The sequence below is a fragment of the Rossellomorea aquimaris genome, from assembly GCF_020171925.1.
GTDB classification, from domain to species: Bacteria; Bacillota; Bacilli; order Bacillales; family Bacillaceae_B; genus Rossellomorea; species Rossellomorea aquimaris_F.
Genome location: NZ_JAIVAR010000002.1, coordinates 416,525 through 437,387 on the forward strand (window position 1 = coordinate 416,525; position 20,863 = coordinate 437,387).

Annotated in this window: 16 protein-coding genes and 1 riboswitch; of the genes, 14 read left to right on the forward strand and 2 right to left on the reverse strand. The window is 49.1% G+C overall.

Annotation, left to right across the window (positions count from 1 at the left end):
• The 14 genes from galT (at position 1) to LCM10_RS09760 (ending at position 17,941) form a co-directional block, all read left to right on the forward strand.
• Positions 1-1,503, forward strand: coding sequence for a UDP-glucose--hexose-1-phosphate uridylyltransferase (gene galT, locus LCM10_RS09690; RefSeq protein ID WP_224876029.1), 1,503 nt, complete (start codon positions 1-3; stop codon positions 1,501-1,503).
• 316 nt (positions 1,504-1,819) lie between these two features.
• Complete coding sequence (locus tag LCM10_RS09695; RefSeq protein WP_224876393.1) at positions 1,820-3,763, forward strand: beta-galactosidase; 1,944 nt, start codon at positions 1,820-1,822, stop codon at positions 3,761-3,763.
• 4 nt (positions 3,764-3,767) lie between these two features.
• Positions 3,768-4,805, forward strand: coding sequence for an aldose epimerase family protein (locus LCM10_RS09700; RefSeq protein ID WP_224876030.1), 1,038 nt, complete (start codon positions 3,768-3,770; stop codon positions 4,803-4,805).
• Between the two features lie 370 nt (positions 4,806-5,175).
• On the forward strand, positions 5,176-6,555 hold the full coding sequence (locus tag LCM10_RS09705; RefSeq protein WP_224876031.1) for a Glu/Leu/Phe/Val family dehydrogenase: 1,380 nt from the start codon (positions 5,176-5,178) through the stop codon (positions 6,553-6,555).
• Between the two features lie 532 nt (positions 6,556-7,087).
• The gene (locus tag LCM10_RS09710; protein WP_224876032.1) at positions 7,088-8,371 is read left to right on the forward strand and encodes an ABC transporter substrate-binding protein; all 1,284 of its coding nucleotides are present in this window, start codon (positions 7,088-7,090) and stop codon (positions 8,369-8,371) included.
• Positions 8,372-8,744: 373 nt separating this feature from the next.
• Positions 8,745-9,599 carry a carbohydrate ABC transporter permease gene (locus tag LCM10_RS09720; protein WP_224876033.1) on the forward strand — a complete coding sequence of 285 codons (855 nt, stop codon included), beginning with the start codon at positions 8,745-8,747 and terminating at the stop codon, positions 9,597-9,599.
• Positions 9,596-10,420, forward strand: a complete 825-nt coding sequence (locus tag LCM10_RS09725; RefSeq protein WP_224876034.1) for a carbohydrate ABC transporter permease — start codon at positions 9,596-9,598, stop codon at positions 10,418-10,420. The genes LCM10_RS09720 and LCM10_RS09725 overlap by 4 nt, the downstream gene beginning before the upstream one ends.
• Before the next feature lie 35 nt (positions 10,421-10,455).
• Positions 10,456-12,693 carry an alpha-galactosidase gene (locus tag LCM10_RS09730; protein WP_224876035.1) on the forward strand — a complete coding sequence of 746 codons (2,238 nt, stop codon included), beginning with the start codon at positions 10,456-10,458 and terminating at the stop codon, positions 12,691-12,693.
• 159 nt (positions 12,694-12,852) lie between these two features.
• Complete coding sequence (locus LCM10_RS09735) at positions 12,853-13,869, forward strand: LacI family DNA-binding transcriptional regulator (RefSeq protein WP_224876036.1); 1,017 nt, start codon at positions 12,853-12,855, stop codon at positions 13,867-13,869.
• A 393-nt stretch (positions 13,870-14,262) separates the two neighbouring features.
• Complete coding sequence (locus tag LCM10_RS09740; protein ID WP_224876037.1) at positions 14,263-14,481, forward strand: DUF1659 domain-containing protein; 219 nt, start codon at positions 14,263-14,265, stop codon at positions 14,479-14,481.
• A gap of 37 nt (positions 14,482-14,518) precedes the next feature.
• The gene (locus tag LCM10_RS09745) at positions 14,519-14,737 is read left to right on the forward strand and encodes a DUF2922 domain-containing protein (protein ID WP_224876038.1); all 219 of its coding nucleotides are present in this window, start codon (positions 14,519-14,521) and stop codon (positions 14,735-14,737) included.
• Between the two features lie 504 nt (positions 14,738-15,241).
• Positions 15,242-15,347: riboswitch (SAM riboswitch) on the forward strand.
• Between the two features lie 89 nt (positions 15,348-15,436).
• Positions 15,437-16,450 carry a methionine ABC transporter ATP-binding protein gene (locus tag LCM10_RS09750; RefSeq protein ID WP_224876394.1) on the forward strand — a complete coding sequence of 338 codons (1,014 nt, stop codon included), beginning with the start codon at positions 15,437-15,439 and terminating at the stop codon, positions 16,448-16,450.
• On the forward strand, positions 16,440-17,105 hold the full coding sequence (locus LCM10_RS09755) for a methionine ABC transporter permease (RefSeq protein WP_224876039.1): 666 nt from the start codon (positions 16,440-16,442) through the stop codon (positions 17,103-17,105). Before LCM10_RS09750 ends, LCM10_RS09755 begins: the two co-directional genes overlap by 11 nt.
• A 20-nt stretch (positions 17,106-17,125) precedes the next feature.
• On the forward strand, positions 17,126-17,941 hold the full coding sequence (locus LCM10_RS09760) for a MetQ/NlpA family ABC transporter substrate-binding protein (protein WP_224876040.1): 816 nt from the start codon (positions 17,126-17,128) through the stop codon (positions 17,939-17,941).
• 71 nt (positions 17,942-18,012) lie between these two features.
• On the opposite strand, the gene LCM10_RS09765 is transcribed toward LCM10_RS09760, so the two are convergent.
• The gene (locus LCM10_RS09765) at positions 18,013-19,644 is read right to left on the reverse strand and encodes a TcaA 3rd/4th domain-containing protein (RefSeq protein WP_224876041.1); all 1,632 of its coding nucleotides are present in this window, start codon (positions 19,642-19,644) and stop codon (positions 18,013-18,015) included.
• A gap of 64 nt (positions 19,645-19,708) precedes the next feature.
• Positions 19,709-20,488: a zinc ribbon domain-containing protein gene (locus LCM10_RS09770; protein WP_224876042.1), complete on the reverse strand. Its 780-nt coding sequence runs from the start codon at positions 20,486-20,488 to the stop codon at positions 19,709-19,711.
• Positions 20,489-20,863: the final 375 nt, after the last annotated feature.

Below are 20,863 nucleotides of genomic sequence, written 5' to 3' on the forward strand. Positions count from 1 at the left end.
GTGAGCATTTTCCAAACAGTTGACCTACTAGTCGAAAAAGGACTGAAAGCAGGACTGATCACGGAAGAAGATGAAGTGTATGCACGCAATCGGGTCCTCGCCCTTTTGGATTTGGAGGACTACCGGGCTGAGGGGACGTCGGAAGGTGACAATCTTCAGATCCCCGACTTGCTTGAAGCTTTGACTGAGTACGCAGTGGAAGAAGGGATTGTCGACGATCTTTTTGATAAAAAGGAAATCTTCTCGGCAGAGGTAATGAATTCCTTCATCGCGAGACCGTCCGTGATCAATGCGGAATTCTTCAGTCGCTATCAACGGAACCCGGAAGAAGCAACGGATTACTTTTACCAATTGAGTCAGGATAGCAATTACATCCAGACGAAGCGGATCAAGCAGAATATCAGCTACAAAGCGCCGACGGAATACGGCGAGCTCGACATCACCATCAACTTGTCAAAGCCTGAGAAAGATCCGAAGCAGATCGCGATGGAGAGGGCGATGCCGAAGAAGGACGAGAAATATCCACAGTGTCTCCTGTGCGTTGAAAATGAAGGGTACGCCGGACGCATCGGGCACCCTGCCCGTGCGAATCACCGGATGATCCGCTTGAACCTCGGCGATCGTGATTATATGCTGCAATACTCGCCGTACGTCTATTACAACGAGCACTCGATCATCCTATCGAAGGAACACCGCCCGATGGAAATCAATAAGGACGGCTTCAGGCGACTGCTGCAATTCGTCCACCAGTTCCCGCATTACTTTGCGGGCTCCAATGCAGACCTGCCGATTGTGGGCGGCTCGATCCTGTCCCACGATCATTACCAAGGCGGACGCTATGATTTCGCAATGGCGAAAGCGGAAAGCGAATATGGGTTTTCATTGAAGCGATTCCGGGGCGTGGAAGCATCGATCGTCAAATGGCCGATGTCGGTGATCCGCCTCTCAGCAGACGAGATGGATTCGCTTGTTGAAGCGGCCGACGATATCCTGGCGCAGTGGAAAGGATACAGTGACCCCGAGGTCGACATCCTTGCCCACTCCGGCGACACGCCGCACAACACGATCACCCCGATCGCACGTATGAGAGACGGCAGGTACGAACTCGATCTCGTGCTCCGCAACAACCGCACGAACGACGAACACCCGATGGGCATCTTCCATCCGCACGCGGACGTCCATCATATTAAAAAAGAAAACATCGGCCTTATCGAAGTGATGGGCCTCGCCGTCCTCCCGGCTCGACTGAAAGCTGAGCTGCAAGAGGTCGAAAATGCCCTGCTCGGCAACGAAAACAACGTCAACGACATCCACCTCCCGTGGGTAGAAGACATGAAAGCACGCCACGGAAGCGACATCAACAAAGAAAACGTCACCACCATCGTCCGCCAGGAACTCGGCCACAAATTCTCCCGCGTCCTAGAAGACGCCGGCGTATTCAAACGCGACGACAAAGGCATGGAGGCGTTCAAGAAATTTGTTGATGGGTTGGATGGGGAGTAATTGTTTCTTTGTTACTTCAACAAAAGCATGGGGAAGTTGAGACGGCTCCATGGTTAAATGTTTTGAAGAAAAATGAAGTCTCAATTTTAACCGATATGACCTACCCACCAGCAGTTGATTGGAGTGGAAGACGAAGACTCCAGCGGGAAAAGCGAGTTAGGTGAGACCCCACAGGAGCGAAAGCGACGAGGAGGCTCACCAACCGCCCGCGGAAAGCGAAGTCTTCCACGGAAATCAACAGCGGTATTAGGGGACAATTTTATTATTTTCAAATATAAACTAACTACCAACCCCCAAGAGGAGAAAGGTGATAAACATGTACCTAGGCGTCGACTACTACCCAGAACACTGGGACCACTCACTCATAGACGAAGACATGACACGCATGAAAGAAATGGGCGTCAACATGATCAGGATCGGCGAATTCGCCTGGCACCTGATGGAACAACAAGAAGGGAACTTCGACTTCTCCTTCTTCGACCACGTCATCGCCAGAGCCAAACACCACGGAATCCACGTCATGTTCGGAACCCCGACCGCAACATTCCCAGCTTGGCTTTCAAAAAAGCACCCGAGCATCCTGATCGAAGACATCAACGGCAACAAGAAATCCTTCGGGGGACGCCGCCAATACTGCTTCAATTCATCCGTCTACGAACAATATTCCCTGCGCATCGTGGAAAAACTTCTTACTCACTACAAGGATGAAGAAGCGATCGTTTCCTGGCAAATCGACAACGAGCTCGGACACGAAGGAAGCGATATGTGCTATTGCGATCAGTGTCTGAATGCATTCCAACGATTCCTTCAGGAAAAATACAAAGGGATCGACGAATTGAATGAACGCTGGGGCACGATTTTCTGGGGACAGACGTACAACGACTTCTCAGAGATCCCGGTTCCAAAGCAGACGGTCACTGTCCACAATCCGGCGATGATGCTCGATTGGGCACGTTTCCGCTCGGCTTCACTCGCTGGTTTTGCGCACAAACATATCAATCTAGTGAAAGAGCTGAAAGGTTCACATCAAACTGTTACGACGAACCTCCCGGGTGGATTCTTTGACAAGTGGTTCGACCATAACGAGTTTTCAAGGGATCTCGATTTCGTTTCCTATGATAACTATCCGGTCTGGGGCGGCCTGAATGAGCCGATTTCGCCTGCGCATCTATCCATGACGCTTGATTATGTTCGTGGATTGAAAAAGGAGAACTTCTGGATCGTTGAGGAGCTGATGGGTGCCCAAGGGCATGATATCATCGGGTACCTTCCCCGACCTAATCAGGCGAAGGCATGGGCGTGGCACGCCTTTGCACATGGATGCTCGAATATGCTCTTTTTCAGATGGCGCGGCATGAACAAGGGTGCGGAGCAATACTGCCTCGGCATACTTGATGCAAACAACCGGACCACACGCAAATACAAGGAAGTACAGCAATTTTTCAATGAAGTGAAGGAATACAAGACGCTGTTCGACGCCCCTATGAAAGCGGATGTCGCTCTACTATACGACTTCGATTCGATTTGGTCGTGGCGAAATCAGCAGCAAAACGCTAGCATCGATTATACGGAGGAAATCCTTCGTCTGTATGAACCGTTCCATAAACAAAATACGACAATCGACGTCATCCGACACGATCAGGACTTCTCCGAATATAAAGTGCTCCTGCTTCCGATTGCCAAGGTGATGGACAGCGATCTGGCGCGACGACTCGAGGAATTCACGGAAAATGGCGGAACCGTCATCATGTCCTTCCGCGCAGGTGTGAAGGACCGCGATAACAACCTCGTATTCGGCAGCATGGTACCGGGTGAACTTTCACCGCTACTCGGTATTGAAGTGGAAGAATCCGAGTCGCTGCAGGCGGGCACATCAGCCCCGGTTGTACCAGCAGAAGGCGGGGAAGCAACGGAGGCCGTCTACTGGCGTGATCTTGTGAAGCCTCTGACGGCACGTACGCTTCATCGCTACGATGACCGCTTCTATGATGAGTATTCCTGCGTAACCGAGAATGATTTCGGCAAAGGGAAGGCTTATTATATCGGCGCAGGCGTGCAAGGATACATCATGGATACACTGGCGAAAACGGTCGCGGATGCGGCAGGGCTGAAGACGTTGGCATCCAATTCGGGTGTTGAAGTCATCACAAGGACGGCAGAAGGTAAGGACTATCGGGTCATCGTGAATCATAACGGCCACGAGGAAACATTCGACGGAATCAGCCTTGCCCCTTACGAGTGCCAGATTGTCGAGGTGTAAGAGGTTGAATATTGTAAAAGGGACATTCGGTGAAATCCGTGGAAAAGAAGTTCATTCATACACGTTGAAAAACGACAGCGGCATGGAAGTGACCGTCATCACCTATGGAGGGGCGATTACGCAGATCCTGACTCCGGACCGTGATGGCACCTTAGAAAATGTTGTCCTCGGATTCGATACGCTGCAGGAATACATCGAACACACCCATTATTTCGGCAGCATCGCCGGAAGGGTCGCAGGCAGGATCGGTGGTGCAAGCTATTCGCATCAAGGAGAAACCGTGCACCTGACCGCCAATGAGGGGAGTAATCACCTTCATGGCGGGAGTACCGGCTTTAACAGTGTGATTTGGGAAGAGGAAGACATGACCACCGAGGATGATCGAGTGAGCGTCACGATTTCCCATCTCAGCCGTGACGGAGAAGAAGGCTATCCCGGCAATGTAAAGGTGTATGTGACCTACACACTGACGAACGAGGGTCGCCTGCACATTGATTATAAGGGAGAGACCGACCGGGATACCCCGCTCAATCTCACCAATCATAGCTACTTCAATCTGAGTGGGAACGCAAAGAGCGACATCTTACAGCACGTCTTGAAGATGGAGGCGGATGCCTATCTCCCGCTTACGGAAGAAAACCTGCCGACGGGTGAGGTTCGTCCGGTTGAAGGGACGGCCTTTGATTTCAGAGAGGGACGCACCATCCAATCCGGCATGGAACGGTCTCATGAAGTGGAAATCGGATACGACCATCCCTTCGTCTTAAAAAAGGATGGCGGCATCTTGCTCCTGCATGAAGAAAGCGGAAGGATCATGACCGTCGAAACCGACCAGGAATCCGTTGTTCTTTACACCGGTAACTTCCTGACCGGAGAACGCCTGAGCGGCGGGAACACGGCCCGCAGGCACACGGGCATCTGCCTTGAAACCCAGGGCTACCCCGACGCCGTCAACCATCCGGGTTTCCCGTCCATCATCCTAAAAACGGGCGAAACCTACCGTGCCAGCACCACCTACACATTCACGGCAGCAACCAAATAAACGCTTTAATACATTAACGCATCGAGGGACGTACCTTTAGCTCGCTAAAGGTACGTCTCTGTTTTTGTTTTGATTTGGTGCCAGGCACAAATCGGGTGTTTTGTGCCTGGCACCGGGGGAGGGGGACTTTGTGTTGTTTTTAGTGTGTACCTGGTACAAGGAGCTTGATTTGTACCAGGTACATTCAGTTTGACTTGTACCAGGTACAAACAGGCAGAATTGTACCAGGTACACCCCACTTCCCCCACCGCAATCCTCCTAAATGAACAGTGATATTCCCTTCTCAGCAAGAATCTCCGTTTTATTCCGCAACAATTGGGTAACTTTATAATAACTACCAATTTTTACTTAAGAAGCAGGAGGGGAAACGATGATCAGTCAAACACGAGACATTGTCCAGCGATCATTGGACGCATTACTGGAAGATGAACATTTTCTACCGGAATTACAGGGAAAGGCGCGAGAACAGGCCTTCACTTCATTGACGGCGATCCTGTCGACGCCGAATCATGTACATAAATCGTATTTGAGGGTGCCGCTCCAGAACGGCCGAGTCGACCGGATCCCGGCATTCCGCGTGCAGCACAACAACGCACTCGGTCCGTATAAAGGCGGGATCCGGTTCCATGAATCCGTCAATGAGGATGAAGTGGTCAATCTTGCGTCGCTCATGACCTTGAAGAACGCGCTTCATGATGTCCCGTTCGGAGGCGGGAAGGGCGGCATCATCATCAATCCGCGCGATTACTCGGATAAAGAGCTGAACTTGATCGCGAAGAAATATGTGCAATACTTCAGCGATGTCCTCGGACCGGATAAGGATATCCCAGCTCCTGACATGGGATCGGGGGAACGGGAGATGGACTGGATGATGGCCGAATATAAGAGCATCCATCCCGGTTATCCTTACAGGGGTAGCTTCACCGGTAAAAGCGTCGTCAACGGCGGCTCCCTCGGCCGCAGGGAAGCGACCGGTAAAGGGGTGTTCTTTACATTCCGTTATATGATCCATGATTTTATCCATAATCACAAAAACCTTCTCACCAAAACGGATAATATTTTTGCGAAAACAGCCCTTACTTATGAAGACAAGCCCCTGACCATCGCGGTGCAGGGATTCGGGAATGTCGGATCGGTTGCGGCCCTTGAAGCGCACCAATCCACCCATCTCCAGAACAAGGTCGTCGCCGTCAGCGACAGGAACGTGACCCTCAGAAATGAGGACGGCTTGGATATCCCGGCCCTCATCGAATTCACGATGAGAAACAAAGGGGACCTGCCGACAACGGAAGAGCAGCTGCGGGAGATCGACGTTAAAGCGGAAATATCGGATCGGGAAGACGTCCTGTATCTCGATGTCGACGTCCTGATCCTCGCAGCCTTGGAAGATCAGATTCATGGGGACAATATGGAGAAAGTGAAGGCCGGCATCCTGGTCGAAGGAGCGAACGCCCCGATCACGACGGAAGCAGATAAATTCCTGAGCGATAAAGGCGTCATCATCGTACCGGATATCCTTGCCAACGCCGGCGGGGTCATCGTCTCGTATTTTGAATGGCTACAGGGACGAGAAACCCAGTTCTACAGTGAAGACGAAGTGTTCCGGATGCTCTATGAGAAAATGCAGGAAACGCTGGATACGGTCCTTCCGCAATTCTTCGGAGACCCATTCCCGCTCCGTCAAAACTGCTACATCCACTCCGTCACCAAGCTATCCACCATCCTGTACAGACAGGGAAAGCTTTACTGAATTAACGTAGTGAGGGACAGTCCTTTAGTTAGATAAAGGATCGTCCCTTTTGGTTTGATGGTGATCGGTGCCAGGCACAAAATAGCCGATTTGTGCCTGGCAACGACTATTAAACGGGCCCCAGTCTGAGCCAGGCTCAATCATCCTTATCCCAAAACGAGCCAGGCTCAGATTCCCTATTTTGAGCCAGGCTCAAATCACTCCGATTGAGCCAGGCACCATTCCTCTCTCCCTCCACAGCCGTACCAGTAAAAAACCAAACGCTCCGCTCTAGTAAACTTTTTACCCAAACCATTAAACACCCCATCCCCACAACCTTCAAAAATCCCCGTCCCAAGCCCATCCAGCACAACATTCCACTCACTTTACTAAAATAATAAAAATTTTACTAAAAATATAGTTGACTCTATTCTGATAATTTACTAAAATCTTAAGTAAGATGTAAACGCTTTCTAATGGGTGTTTTATTTTTGTCGGTAAAAGAAAACGGTTACAGCTCTTTTAATCTAAGAAACCAAGGGGGACAAAGGGTATGAAGAAATTAGTCGTAATGATGAGCATCATTGCTGCGTTGTTGATTGCCGGGTGCAGCTCGGGCAGTTCAGGCGATGCTGGCAAGGATGGCGAAGTGACACTGACGGCTTGGGCCTGGAACGTTAACGTTGGCGCCCTGAATGATGCCGTGAAGGAATATCAGAAGGATCATCCGGGTGTGAAGCTGAAAGTGGAAGACATCGGGCGCTTGGATGTATATGACAAGCTTTCGACCGGTCTTGCTGCCGGCGGTGTCGGGCTTCCGGATATCGTGTTAGTCGAAGATGATCGCATCCAAGGATACGTACAGGCTTTTCCTGAAGGATTCCTTGACTTATCGGAAAAAGGATTCGATGACCATAAAGATAAATTCCCTTCTTTCAAAAATGACCTGGCACAGGTTGATGGCACGTACTACGCGATGCCATTCGATGCAGGTCCTGGTGGAATGTTCTACCGCAGAAGCTTATTTGAAGAAGCGGGTGTAAAAGCGGAAGACATTGAAACATGGGATGACTTCCTTGAAGCAGGAAAGAAAATCAAAGAAAAAACAGGTTCTTACGCGATGCCACTTGATATGTTCAAGGATGATCCGACATTCAGGATGATGCTGAACCAACAAGGCGTGTTCTATTTTGACGAAGAAGGCAACATCGACCTTACGAGCCCAGAAGCCGTGAAGGCGATGGAAATGCAGAAGAAATTCGCTGATGCGGATCTGATCAAGAATGTTGACGGATGGAACGGTGTCGTTTCTTCAACGGTTGACGGATCGGTCGCTACGATTCCATTCGGTGCTTGGTATTATGGAACGATCATCGACCAAGCGAAAGATACGAAAGGCGATTGGGGAGTATTCACGTTGCCGGCGTTTGAAGAAGGCGGAAACCGCGCTTCCAACCTTGGCGGATCCAGCTGGATGATTCCTGCGGCTTCAGAAAATGCTGATGCTGCGTACGATTTCCTTGAGTACTTCTCAACGGATACGGATACACAAATCATGGCGATGGAAGACTACGGTCTGTTCCCATCCCTCAACACAACGTACGATTCTGACGTGTTCACAGGCGAAGATGAATTCTTCGGCGGACAGAAGATCTGGGAGCTTTTCGCAAACGAAATGAAGGATGTACCGACTGCGTACTACACGAAGGACTACTCTGTAGCACTTGATGAAGCCATCAAGGCCCAAGCGGACACGTTCAACGGTACAGCACCTGATAAAGCATTGAAGGATGCTGCGAAGAGACTGGAAGACCGTACGAAACGTAAAGCAAACTAATTCAAAGTAGGCAAGATGAAAAGAGAGATTTAGAGCCAAGAGGTTCGTCTGGTGATCTAGGTCTCTCTTTTTTATCAAATTCTTTAGGGTAGGGAATAAAGAGCAGATTGTGAATCTACCTGCCTATTAGATTTTGACGAGAATATTTTGCTGAATGTAAGGCATTTCTAGCTGTTGATTGGAGTGCAAGACGAAGACTCCTGCGGGAGAAGTAGCCAATGTGAGACCCCGGAGGCGAAGCCGAGGAGGCTCACCGGCTACCCGCGGAAAGCGAAGTCTTGCACGGAAATCAACAGCGGAATTAATGGGGCTGAAAGTAGCTTCCCAACCAAACACAACTATATTCAAATCACGCTAGAGAGAAGGATGATGTATGAAGTCAAAAACATATGTCCCATATTTATTCATCGCACCAGCCGTCATTCTGTTCAGCATCTTCATGCTGTACCCGATCATTTCATCGCTGATCCTCAGTTTTCAGACCGGGCAGGGCGCCAACCTGACATTTGTCGGGCTGGATAACTACAAACGGCTGCTGTCGGATGAAATTTTCCATACCGCACTCAAAAATACTTTTATTCTATTAATCATCCAAGTGCCGATCATGGTGATCCTGGCGCTTGTGCTTGCATCACTATTAAACTCTGCACTCCTACGTATGAAAGGATTCTTCCGGGTGACGTTCTTCCTGCCGGCGGTCACATCCCTGGTTGCGTACTCCATCATCTTTTCCATCATGCTGATGAATGACGGGGTGGTCAACCAGCTTCTGACGTCGCTTGGTTTCAAGGCGATCCCTTGGCTGAACGATCCGTTCTGGGCAAAAGCATCCCTGATCATTGCGATGACGTGGAGATGGGTCGGCTATAACATGGTCATTTATCTCGCCGGACTGCAAAATATTCCTGAGGAGCTTTACGAGGCGGCAAGCATGGACGGAGCGTCGCGCGTGCGTCAGTTCTTCTCCATCACGATCCCGCAGCTGAAGCCGGTCATCCTGTTCACGGTCGTATTATCAACGATCGGGACGCTGCAGTTATTCGATGAGCCGTTCGTGCTGACGAAGGGTGGACCGAGTGATGCGACGCTTACGATCGGGATGTACTTGTACCAGACCGGATTCCGCTTCTTTGATTTTGGTTATGCTTCAACGATTGCGTATGTGATTGTCGTATTGATTGCAATCATGACGTTTATACAATTCAAACTAACGGGTGATCAAGAATGAGACAGTCTAAATTAGGAAAGAAAATTGGTTTATATAGTGTCCTTGCCCTTGGTGCCCTTGTGTCGCTTTTCCCGTTTTACTGGGCGGCGATCGGGGCTACGAACGAAAGCGGTAAGATGTTCTCGAAGCCACCGGTCCTTGTGCCTGGCGAAAAGCTAGTGGAGAATGTCTCGAATCTGAACGAATCGATCAATATCGGAAGAGTCATGTTCAACTCGCTGTTCGTCGCGATCGTGTATACGGTCCTGAGCTTGTTGATTTGCTCGATGGCGGCGTATGCGTTCGCCAAGTTCCGTTTTAAAGGAAGAAACCTCATCTTTGGTATTTTCCTGCTATCGATGATGGTCCCGTATCACGCGACGATCATCCCATTGTTTAAAATGATGGCGGGCTTCGGCTGGCTCGATACGTATCAAGCGATCATCCTGCCGAATCTCGCATATCCATTCGCGATCTTCCTGATGAGGCAGAATATGCTGGCCTTCCCGACTTCCCTGATTGAAGCGGCCAGGATCGACGGTTCAGGTGAATGGAAGATTTTCTTTAAAATTGTCCTGCCGTCCATGAAGCCGGCACTCGCGGCCACCGCGATCTTCCTGTTCCTGTATCAATGGAACAGCTTCCTATGGCCATTGATCGCTTTATCGTCCAATGATATGTACACGTTCCCGGTTGCATTGTCCAGTCTGTTCGGACTTTCCCGGATCGATTACGGCCAGGTCATGGCAGGGGTCACGATTGCGACGATCCCGATCATCATTTTCTTCCTGGCACTGCAGCGTCAGTTCATCTCAGGGATGCTAGGAAGTGCAGTGAAATAAGAGAAGCCCGAGTCAACTAGAAAGGATGTCTCACTATGCCAATCTATGTTAATGAAGAAACACAACAATTTCATCTGCAGGGTCGGAATGTCAGTTATATTTTTTCCATGACGGAAAATGAGCAGCCCGGCCAGCTCTATTATGGAAAAAAAGTCAAGCACCGTGACGATTTTTCCCATCTGCGCCAGCTTCCTGCCGAGCCGCTCGGAAATGCTGCGTTCCCTTATGAAGGGAACCAGCTCTTTTCACTCGAGTTCCTGAAGCAGGAGTACCCTGGATTCGGGACGAGTGATTACCGTGAGCCTGCTTTTGTCATCAAGCATGCGAGTGGAAGCAGGACGTCTCATTTTATTTTTAAAAAATATGAAATCTTGAACGGAAAGCCGGGTCTCGAAGGGCTGCCGGCTACTTATACGGAAAGTGACGATGAGGCAGAGACGCTCGTTGTGACTTTGAAGGATAGTGTCGCCGGTCTCGAGATGGATCTCTTCTATACGGTGTATCATGATCGGGATGCGATTGTCCGGAGTGTGAAGCTTCGGAATGTCGGTGATGACCACGTGGTGATCGAGCGCTTGCTCAGTACATCGGTGGATCTTCCGCACGCCGACTTCGAATTCCTCCATCTTCATGGATCGTGGATCCGCGAACGGCATGTGGCATCGAACCCACTAAGGAAAGGCCTGCAGTCGATCGACAGTAAAAAAGGGGTGTCGAGCTCGCTACACAATCCGTTCTTCGCCTTGAAATCAAAGGATGCGACCGAATCCCACGGGGAAGTATACGGATTCAACCTTGTGTACAGCGGGAACTTCTTCGGCGGCGTCGAAGTCGATCTTTATGACACATCGCGGGCGTTGATGGGGATGAACCCATTCGGCTTTGAATGGAAGCTCGAGAGTGGCGAAGAGTTCCAAGCTCCGGAAGCAGTGATGGTCTATTCCGATCAAGGATTGAACGGGATGAGCCAAAGCTTTCACCGCCTATATGAATCCAGGCTTGTCAGGGGAGAGTGGCGCGAGAAAGAACGCCCGATCCTCATCAACAACTGGGAAGCGACGTACTTTGATTTTGATGAAGAAAAGATCCTTGATATTTGCAAATCGGCATCCGAACTCGGGATCGAATTGTTCGCACTCGACGACGGATGGTTCCAGGGACGAAATGACGATACCACTTCCCTAGGGGATTGGACCGTCGACCATAGCAAGCTTCCGAACGGAATCGAAGGACTGAGCCAAAAGGTCAACGGAGAAACCGGAATGAGCTTCGGCCTTTGGGTTGAGCCTGAAATGATTTCTGAGAAAAGTGACCTGTACAAGGCGCATCCGGATTGGGTGCTTGGTGTGAAGGACCGGCCCCTTTCCCACGGACGCAACCAGTTCATCCTCGACCTTTCCAAACAGGAAGTGGTGGACTACCTCGACGAGACACTGTCAGGGATTCTATCATCGTCCCCTATATCATATGTGAAGTGGGACATGAACCGGAACATGACGGAAGTCGGCTCGGACTCCGTGCCGGCCGATCGTCAAGGTGAGGTGTCACACCGCTATGTGCTTGGACTTTATGAGCTTCTTGACAGGCTGACATCCAAGTTCCCGCACATCCTTTTCGAATCATGTGCAAGCGGAGGGAACCGCTTCGATCCGGGCATGCTCTATTATATGCCGCAGACGTGGACGAGCGACAACACGGATGCCATCGAGCGCTTGAAAATCCAGTGGGGAACGTCACTCGTCTATCCGCTTTCATCGATGGGGGCGCACGTATCGAGCTGTCCGAATCACCAGACGGGCCGGTCGACACCGCTCGATACGAGATTCAATGTCTCGATGTTCGGTGCCTTCGGCTACGAGCTCGACGCGACCCGTTTTTCAGAGGAAGAAAAGATCGCTGTGAAGAAGCAAGTGAATTTTGTAAAAGAAAACCGCAAAACCCTTCAATTCGGCTCCTTTTACCGATTAATCAGCCCGTTCGAAGGCAATGACACCGCCTGGATGGTTGCAGACGTTGAGAAGGGTGAAGCGATCGTGGCATTCTACCGGACATTGGCCGTCCCGAATCCGTCGCTTAAACGCATCCGCCTTCAGGGACTGAAGCCTGACGCACTGTACGAAATCGATGCGACCGGACAGCAGGCATACGGTGATGAACTCATGAACATCGGCCTTCTGATCCCACCAATGTTCAGCGGTACCGTCACAACGGACAGGACGATGATCAAAGGCGATTTCGCATCGCTCGTTTGGAAGCTCTCTGAAGTGAAATAACCCCGATATCAATGGAAATCCGGGGGGATTTGTTTTAAAGTAAAGAGTGGTAGGTTTTAAACAGAACAATTGGGATAAAACAAATAGAGATCAAGAGAGAAGAGAGTCGAGCGGCCCGCTTCTCTCCCAGGACAAATTGGCGTTAAAGGGGGAAGTGGGATGGCCACTTTAAAAGACATTGCACAAAAAGCGGGAGTCTCACTGGCAACAGTATCAAGGGTGTTGAATTATGATGCTTCACTATCCGTGGCGGACGAAACGAAGAAAAGGATCTTCCAGATCGCCCAGGATATGAATTATAAAACGTTACGAAACAGGAAAGACCCTCAGCAGGTCAAGGACCGTCTCCAGTTCGGACTCGTCTACTGGTACTCCGATCAACAGGAGATGGCAGACCCGTACTACATGGCGGTCCGGAACGGCGTTGAGCGGGAATGTCAGGAACGGAATATCGACCTCGTCAAGCTATTCAAGAACGGGAACACCATCGATCCATCCAGGCTTTCGGAACTGGACGGCATCATCGCCGTCGGCAAATACAGCCAAACCGAAATCGATGCCTTCGAAAAAGCGGCCCGACAGCTTGTACTCGTCGACTACTCACCGTCGGACGACTATGACTCCGTCGTCGTCGACTTCCGAAAGGCGATGACAGAAGTCCTCGATTACCTCATGAGCCTCGGTCACGAGAAAATCGGCTACATCGGAGGGAAAGAATACGTCCTTGAAGAGGAACCAATCCGCGACGAACGTGAAACCACATTCCGCGAATACCTCTCATTAAAGGGTCTCCATAACCCGGCATACATATGGACCGACGGCAACTTCACGTCGGAGAGCGGCTACACCCTCATGAAGGAAGCACTGAAAAAAGAAGACGTCCCAACCGCCTTCTTCATCGCATCCGATTCGATGGCCATCGGAGCCATCCGTGCCCTTCACGAAGAAGGAGTGGGGATCCCGGAAAGAGTCTCGATCGTCGGATTCAACGACATCGCGACATCAAAATTCCTGCAGCCGTCCCTGACGACCGTCAAGGTATACACGGAATTCATGGGCGAATCAGCAGTCGAACTGCTGCTCGACCAGATCCAATCAAAACGCGAGTTGGCGAAGAAAGTCGTGGTTCCGGTTCATTTGGTGAAGCGGGAGAGTTGTAGTGAAGTGAATAGTTAGTAGAAATGCTCTTTTTGGATGATTGGGTCCGGGAAGGGCGTTTTTTTGTTTGGGGTAGGGGGATGGTGTGGTCCGTTGATCTGGTGGTCCGGTGGTCCGAGCCAGGCTCAAAATGGCTTGATTGAGCCAGGCTCAAAACCGGTGATCTGAGCCAGGCTCAAATATAAGAAATCGAGCCTGGCTCAATAACCTCGATTTGAGCCAGGCACTCCAAAAACCTGATATCTGGTGCCAGGCACAAAACCCCTCAATTATGCATAGCAAACTCCCAAATCCACACACACAACCTGAACCTCAGCCATCGCCTACCCACACCCCAAAAAAATTTCCCACCCCAAGGTATCCTTTTCCTCCCCCAAACCCTATATAAAAGGTGAAAGGAGGTGAGGCACCATGGCAACGGCGGATTTGAAAACGACGAAGCTGAGATTTGCGTTTAATGATGGCACCGATGAGAAGGGCAATCCGAAGTATAAGTACAAGTCCTACAGCTACATCAAGGGCTCGGCCACTGCGGATGAGATGAACAGTGCGGCGCAGTCGCTTGCTGGTCTTTCGGAGAAAAATCTTTTCAACGTGGAAAAGATCCAGAACTTTGACATCAACGCGTAATGAACGAAAAATCCAGTAGAAAGGAGGGGACTTCAAGATGGCAAAGGTTCTCGAACTACAATTCAAAACTGCAACCGGGAAGTCTGCGAAGATCAGCGTCAATGACCCGATTGATCCGATCGATACGATCCAGGTGAAGGCAGCGATGGACAACCTGATTGCAACCGGTGTATTCGGAAGCGCTGGCGGCGCGCTTGTGAGCGTCGAGGGAGCGCGTGTGGTGGAGCGTAATGTAACGGATTACGAGGTACTGTAATAGTATGGAGGAAAGCCTATCTCGAGTTACTCGTCGAGGTGGGCTTTTTTGGTTAAACGTTTGTTTAATCCAGGAGTTCTTGGTTTTTGAGGAAGTTAAAGATTAATCAAACGTTTGTTTAAAATGGGATTCTTTTTCTAACCGGCTGTTTTTTGAAACGTTGTTGCTTTTGAAGAAGACAGAAGTGGTTATTTACAGCCGGTTCCAGCTGCTGATTGGAGTGCAAGATGAAGACTCCTGCGGGAAGAGTAGCTGATGTGAGACCCCGCAGGAACGAGGAGGCTCACGGGCTACCCGCGGAAAGCGAAGTCTTTCACGGAAATCAGCAGCGGTGTTTAACTGAGCCACGAAAATATACCAACAACTTTAAAAAAAACTTTTCCCCACCACACCAACAAAGAAATCGCTTACAATAAAATCCCCGTCCAATCGCTTATTGACTTTCCAAAACAATCCATATAGAATCTCCTATATGATTAAAAAATCAAAAAATTAAATACTTTCAAATTATCAAGAGTGACCGAGGGATCAGGCCCTGTGACGTCCGGCAACCTCCGATATGGAACGGTGCTAATTCCTGCAGAATGGGATTCATTCTGAAAGATAAGTCGATGATATAAGTGCGATGCTTCTTTCAGTAATTGAAAGGAGCATTTTTTATTTAAAAGACAACATGGAAAAAGAAAAGGGGTGTGGATGATGATCAGAATCAACAATCTTGTAAAAGAATACAAAACAAAAAAGCAGACGGTGCTAGGTGTGGATAACGTCTCCGTCACGATTGAAAAGGGAGAAATCTTCGGAATCGTCGGCTACAGCGGGGCAGGGAAAAGTTCGTTGATCCGCTGCCTTAACTTACTGGAGAAACCGACATCAGGTGAGATCATCATCGATGGACAGGATTTGACGAAGTTGAACTCCAGGGAACTGCGCTTTGCCCGTCAAAAAATCAGCATGATCTTTCAGCATTTCCACCTCATCAAAGCGAAAACGGTGTATGAAAACCTTGCTTTTGCCTTGAAAGCGGCCAAAGTGCCAAAAGCAGATATCGAACCTAGGGTGACAGAGCTTCTTCAAATGGTCGGGTTGAGCGATAAGGCCGATGCCTATCCAGCACAGCTGAGCGGCGGCCAGAAGCAACGCGTCGGGATCGCGAGGGCGCTCGCGAATAATCCATCGGTCCTGCTATGCGATGAGGCAACTTCGGCACTCGATCCGAGTACGACGAAATCGATCCTCAAACTGTTAAAAGACCTGAACAAACAGCTGGGACTCACGATCGTCCTCATCACGCATGAAATGGAAGTGGTCAAGGAAATCTGTGACAGGATGGCCGTCATGCAGGACGGAAGAATCGTGGAAGAGGGAGCGGTTTATGACTTGTTTGCGAACCCGAAACAGCCGCTCACGAAGCAGTTCATAGAAAATATCCTGCAGTTTGAGTTGCCGCCTCATTTACTGAATAGCCGGAGGGGCAAGCTGATCAAAATTCAGTTCAAGGGTTCGATCGCAGAGGAAAGCGTTGTGTCGGAAGTGTTCCAGAAATACAAGGTACGTGGCAATATCCTTCACGGCAAAATCGAATACATCCAGGAAACGCCGCTAGGGATTTTTATCATGGAACTGATCGGTGAGGATACGGAAATACAGGCCGCAATCCGTTACATAACGGCCAAAACACAAAGTCTGGAGGTGCTGGACCGTGCTGCCTGATTCCTTGATTGCGATTTTACCAGAGTTGAATAAAGCTTTCCTTGAAACCGTCTATATGGTGGGGATTTCGCTTGTCATTGCGGTTTTGCTGGGACTGCCGCTAGGCTTTCTCCTTTTTGTGACCGACAAAGGATTGTTCCTGCAAAATGGGTTCATTAAAAAGGTCGTCGGTTTCGTCGTCAACATGGTCCGCTCGATTCCGTTCATCATTTTATTGGTTGCACTATTACCGCTTACTAAACTATTAACGGGAACGACGATCGGGCCGACAGCGGCCTCAGTATCACTCTCTGTGGCGGGGATTCCGTTTTTCGCAAGAATGGTAGAGACCGCCCTTCGCGAGATTGATAAGGGAGTCATCGAAGCATCGGTGTCGGTGGGGGCGAGTCCTTGGATGATCATCAAGGACGTGTTGCTGCCGGAAGCGAAGCCGGCCGTCATCCAGGCTGTCACGATCACAACAATCAGCCTGGTCGCATATTCCGCCATGGCTGGGATTGTAGGCGGAGGCGGTATCGGCGACCTTGCTATCCGTTTCGGCTATTACCGCTACGACAATACGGTCATGATCACCACGGTCGTCGTGCTGATCTGCCTGGTACAGCTCATTCAGTACACGGGCGATATTTTTGCAAGAGTAGTAGATAAACGATAATCATTCAGGGGGAAAAATTCATGAAAAAATGGTTTTTACTTTTAGCAGCCGCCCTGACTGTCAGCCTGCTGGCAGCGTGCGGTGGAGAAGAAGCAAGCTCAGAGGATAAAAAAGAAATCACGATCGGGGCGACATCCGGTCCTTACAGCGACATGGTGACAAAAGCCATCAAACCAGGACTTGAGGAAAAAGGGTACACCGTTGAAGTGAAAGAATTCAGCGACTACATCCAGCCTAACAACGCACTCGCTCAGGGGGATCTTGACGCCAACCTGTTCCAACATAAGATTTATATGGAAACATTCGCCGAGCAGCACGGCATGGAGCTTTCAGAAGTCATCGTGGTGCCGACCGCACCGATGGGCATCTATTCAGAGAAATTTGATGCACTCAAAGACATCAAGGAAGGCAGCGCCATCGCCATCCCGAACGACCCGACCAACGCAGCGCGTGCGTTCCAGATCCTCGTAGATGCTGATTTGATCACATTGAAGGAAGGGACAGACCCCTTGACCGTTTCTGAAAAAGACATCGACAAAAATGTAAAGAACCTGGTGTTCAAACCAATCGAAGCGGCACAGCTACCAAGGGCGGTCGAAAGTGTCGATCTCTCAGCCGTACCGGGGAACTACGCACTGGCGGCGAAAATGGACCTGCTCGACGCCCTGCAGCTTGAAAACATGCCGGACCAATACCGTAACCGCGTCGTCATGAACACGAAAGATGTTGATTCACAGCTCGCAAAAGACATCAAGGAAGTAGTGGAATCGGACAAATTCGAAAAAGTCATTGATGACGAATTCAAAGGCTTCGGCAAACCGGAGTGGATGCAATAATTTAACACGTTAACGTAGTGAGGGACGTACCTTTAGCGGGCTAAAGGTACGTCCCTCACTGGTTTAGTGCGTTAAAGCGGATCCACAATCGTCAACCGATCATGCTCCTTTGCGTCATACACTACCCATTTCGCCTCGGCTTCGTCGTATTCACAGTAGTACGTATAATAGTAGATTTTAGGGATGAAATCGGCGACATCGGGGTCGGATGGGTCGTTCCAGCTGCTGGCGTAGTGTTCTTCGACATTGATGCTGGCTTTGTATCCTCCGTTCTCTTCTTCAATCGAGAAGGACTGTCTGTCAAAGATCATATCGGTCAAATAGCCGCCATATGTGATGCTCCTTTTTTGCAGGTTTTTGAGTGTTTTGTTATGGTCTTCGAGCAGTTTTCCTTTTACGTTTCTTAATAAGGAGGCGTCTACACGTGTGATGGCCTCGATGTAGGAGCTGTTATAACTGATGATATCACTCGTGAGATCATCAAGGACCACCGAAGTACCGATTGGGAAGTCAAGCTGTATTGTATCGGATGCGGAAGCGGTGACTTCTTCACTGTACACATCTTCCCACGGGTAGCTGTATGTTCCGCTCACTGCCACCGTATCCCCAGCTGATACCGGACCAATCATTAGTGTGGAATCTTCTATATTTCCGTACGGTTCCCCGTTTAAATAAATTTCCGCCCCTTCAAAGTCAGATGTGACGGTGATGTACTGTTCATCGAATAAGAGTGGGATTGGTTGATCGGTGTTTTCCCAAATAAATACTGATTCTGAAGTCTCGAATTCGCCCCATTCCCCGTTTTTAATGGCTTTGAAAGTGAATTTTCCTGGAAGCACATTTTCTACGATGCGCGCTTCTATCCCTGAAGCCGGAACTTCCTTGTCATTCATGAACACTTTTGCATCCCGGTCTGTCTCGAGCGTGAATGTGACGGGGATCAATTCAACGGTATATTGATTGATGAACAACCATCTTTTCTCCGAGGATTCTTTTAACTGAAATAAAAAAGGATCCATTTTATCTTTTGTAGATGTAGTGAGAGTGTCTTCTTGCCTTTTTAGATCTTTCACCAGTTTAGCGTATACATCAGGATGACCGTGCAACTGCTCGAGGAAATCCTTGAGAGCGGTTCTCGTCAACGGTGTATCGGATGAATCTGCCAATATGTTTTGAAGAGATGAGACATCCTTCTTCTCTAATGCTGTTAACAAGGTATCGGTCGTGTGTGACGGTAAGGAGGCGTCCTTGACATAGAAATACCCGTATGTAGCACTTCCTGCAAGGAAAACCAGAAAAATCACCAAGAAAATCAAGAGTGGGCGAGGTTTCTTCTTTTTTATGGTCGGTGTGGACTCATATATAACCGGCTGGTGATCCATTGATCCGTTACATCCCGCGCAATACGTTTCAGATTCAGCCATCGCTGTCCCGCAATGTTTGCAGTAACGGGTTGAAGGCTCTGCACAACGACGGCATTCTTCATCGTCCTCTAGCTCATCCCCACACGCCTTACAGAACTTGCTTGTCACCTCGACTTGGTCGTTCGAAACGCATTCTTTACAATCTTCGCCTTTGAGCAGGCCGCCGCATCCTTTACAAAATTTATTTTCACCTTCAGGCGTGATCACTGCCTCTCCACAATGTCGACAAAACGATTTGCCTTCCTGAAGTGAGCCTCCGCAATGTTTACAAAATTTCATCGTCCTCACCTCTCATGATTAATCTGAAAAAGCCCCTTTTAAAAGGACAAAGGGGCTGCAACCGTTAACCAAATGGAGAAAAGAAAGAATCGATTTTGTCTTCAACCATGCTGATAAGAGTTGAGATGATCATCGCGGCCATGGCAATAAAGGTCAAGAAGATAGCGATATACGTCAGCAATGTCCCGTACAAAGTGTCCAGTCCGCTAGGCTGATCCTTTTTAAAGCTGGAAATGACAAGGACCGGAATAATGAAGACGGCTCCCATGAACCCTACTCCTAAAAGAATCGGGTAAAGGAACATATCCAGTAAAGAGAAGACGAAAGCTAAGACAAAAATGCCCACAAAAGGAATGAGCATGGAGCCGAACCGTGCCAGTACATCCGCATACTTCGCCTCGACTCTACCTAGCTTGATGGCAACATAGGAATACGAAGCAATCAGGATCATGAATAGAGCATAAAAGAAGGCGGGTTTCACTAACACAGAGAAGAATGCGCCATCTGGCTTGTAATCAAGACTGAGATAGATGATCAATGGAATAATGACAGAAAACAGCCCGATCGAAATCAGCCCATTCACCAGTTGGTCGGCGCGGACATTGGTGGTTTCCGAGACCGGCTTCTTTAAGACCTTCATAAAATAATGGAAGTACATGCTAGAAGCCTGTTTCACATTCTCGACATGAACATTCGGCTGTGGAGGAGGAACGGATTGAGCAACGGCTGGAGCCGGATGAGCTGCAGCAGCTTTTACTGGTGAATCAACCCTCACCAACCTCGTCCCGCAATTTTCGCAGAAATTCCCTCCATCATTCAGGTGTTCGCAGTTCGTACACTTCATTCGCAAAACTCCTTTCTTGGTGTCTCTCTAATAAATACCATTTAAATGTGAAAATATGACTACAATTTCCATCTTTACTAAACTCAAGGACGTACCAACTTTCTTAAGAATGAGGAAAAAAAATTGGTATAACCTAGAAAATAGGTATAAAGTCTTTCGTTATGTAAATTTTATAAGCCGAAAGTTCTGATTTTGTAAAATAATTGAAAATGTCTTAAAATTCGACGGAAAGATGCTATATTTGAAATGATGCTTAACCAAATTTCTACAAGTTAAGCGGATACTGGAATGAAGACATGGAGGTGTTTTCATAGGGTGAAGTGAATAGTTGTCGGAAGTCTTTTTGGGGAAAAAGGCTGATTTTTCACGGAGAAA

Coding starts and splice junctions, on each gene's coding strand:
- LCM10_RS09695 (WP_224876393.1), top strand. CDS start 1,820: ATGTACCTAGGCGTCGACTACTACCCAGAACACTGGGACCACTCACTC.
- LCM10_RS09705 (WP_224876031.1), top strand. CDS start 5,176: ATGATCAGTCAAACACGAGACATTGTCCAGCGATCATTGGACGCATTA.
- LCM10_RS09710 (WP_224876032.1), top strand. CDS start 7,088: ATGAAGAAATTAGTCGTAATGATGAGCATCATTGCTGCGTTGTTGATT.
- LCM10_RS09720 (WP_224876033.1), top strand. CDS start 8,745: ATGAAGTCAAAAACATATGTCCCATATTTATTCATCGCACCAGCCGTC.
- LCM10_RS09725 (WP_224876034.1), top strand. CDS start 9,596: ATGAGACAGTCTAAATTAGGAAAGAAAATTGGTTTATATAGTGTCCTT.
- LCM10_RS09730 (WP_224876035.1), top strand. CDS start 10,456: ATGCCAATCTATGTTAATGAAGAAACACAACAATTTCATCTGCAGGGT.
- LCM10_RS09735 (WP_224876036.1), top strand. CDS start 12,853: ATGGCCACTTTAAAAGACATTGCACAAAAAGCGGGAGTCTCACTGGCA.
- LCM10_RS09740 (WP_224876037.1), top strand. CDS start 14,263: ATGGCAACGGCGGATTTGAAAACGACGAAGCTGAGATTTGCGTTTAAT.
- LCM10_RS09745 (WP_224876038.1), top strand. CDS start 14,519: ATGGCAAAGGTTCTCGAACTACAATTCAAAACTGCAACCGGGAAGTCT.
- LCM10_RS09750 (WP_224876394.1), top strand. CDS start 15,437: ATGATCAGAATCAACAATCTTGTAAAAGAATACAAAACAAAAAAGCAG.
- LCM10_RS09760 (WP_224876040.1), top strand. CDS start 17,126: ATGAAAAAATGGTTTTTACTTTTAGCAGCCGCCCTGACTGTCAGCCTG.
- LCM10_RS09765 (WP_224876041.1), bottom strand. CDS start 19,644: ATGAAATTTTGTAAACATTGCGGAGGCTCACTTCAGGAAGGCAAATCG.
- LCM10_RS09770 (WP_224876042.1), bottom strand. CDS start 20,488: ATGAAGTGTACGAACTGCGAACACCTGAATGATGGAGGGAATTTCTGC.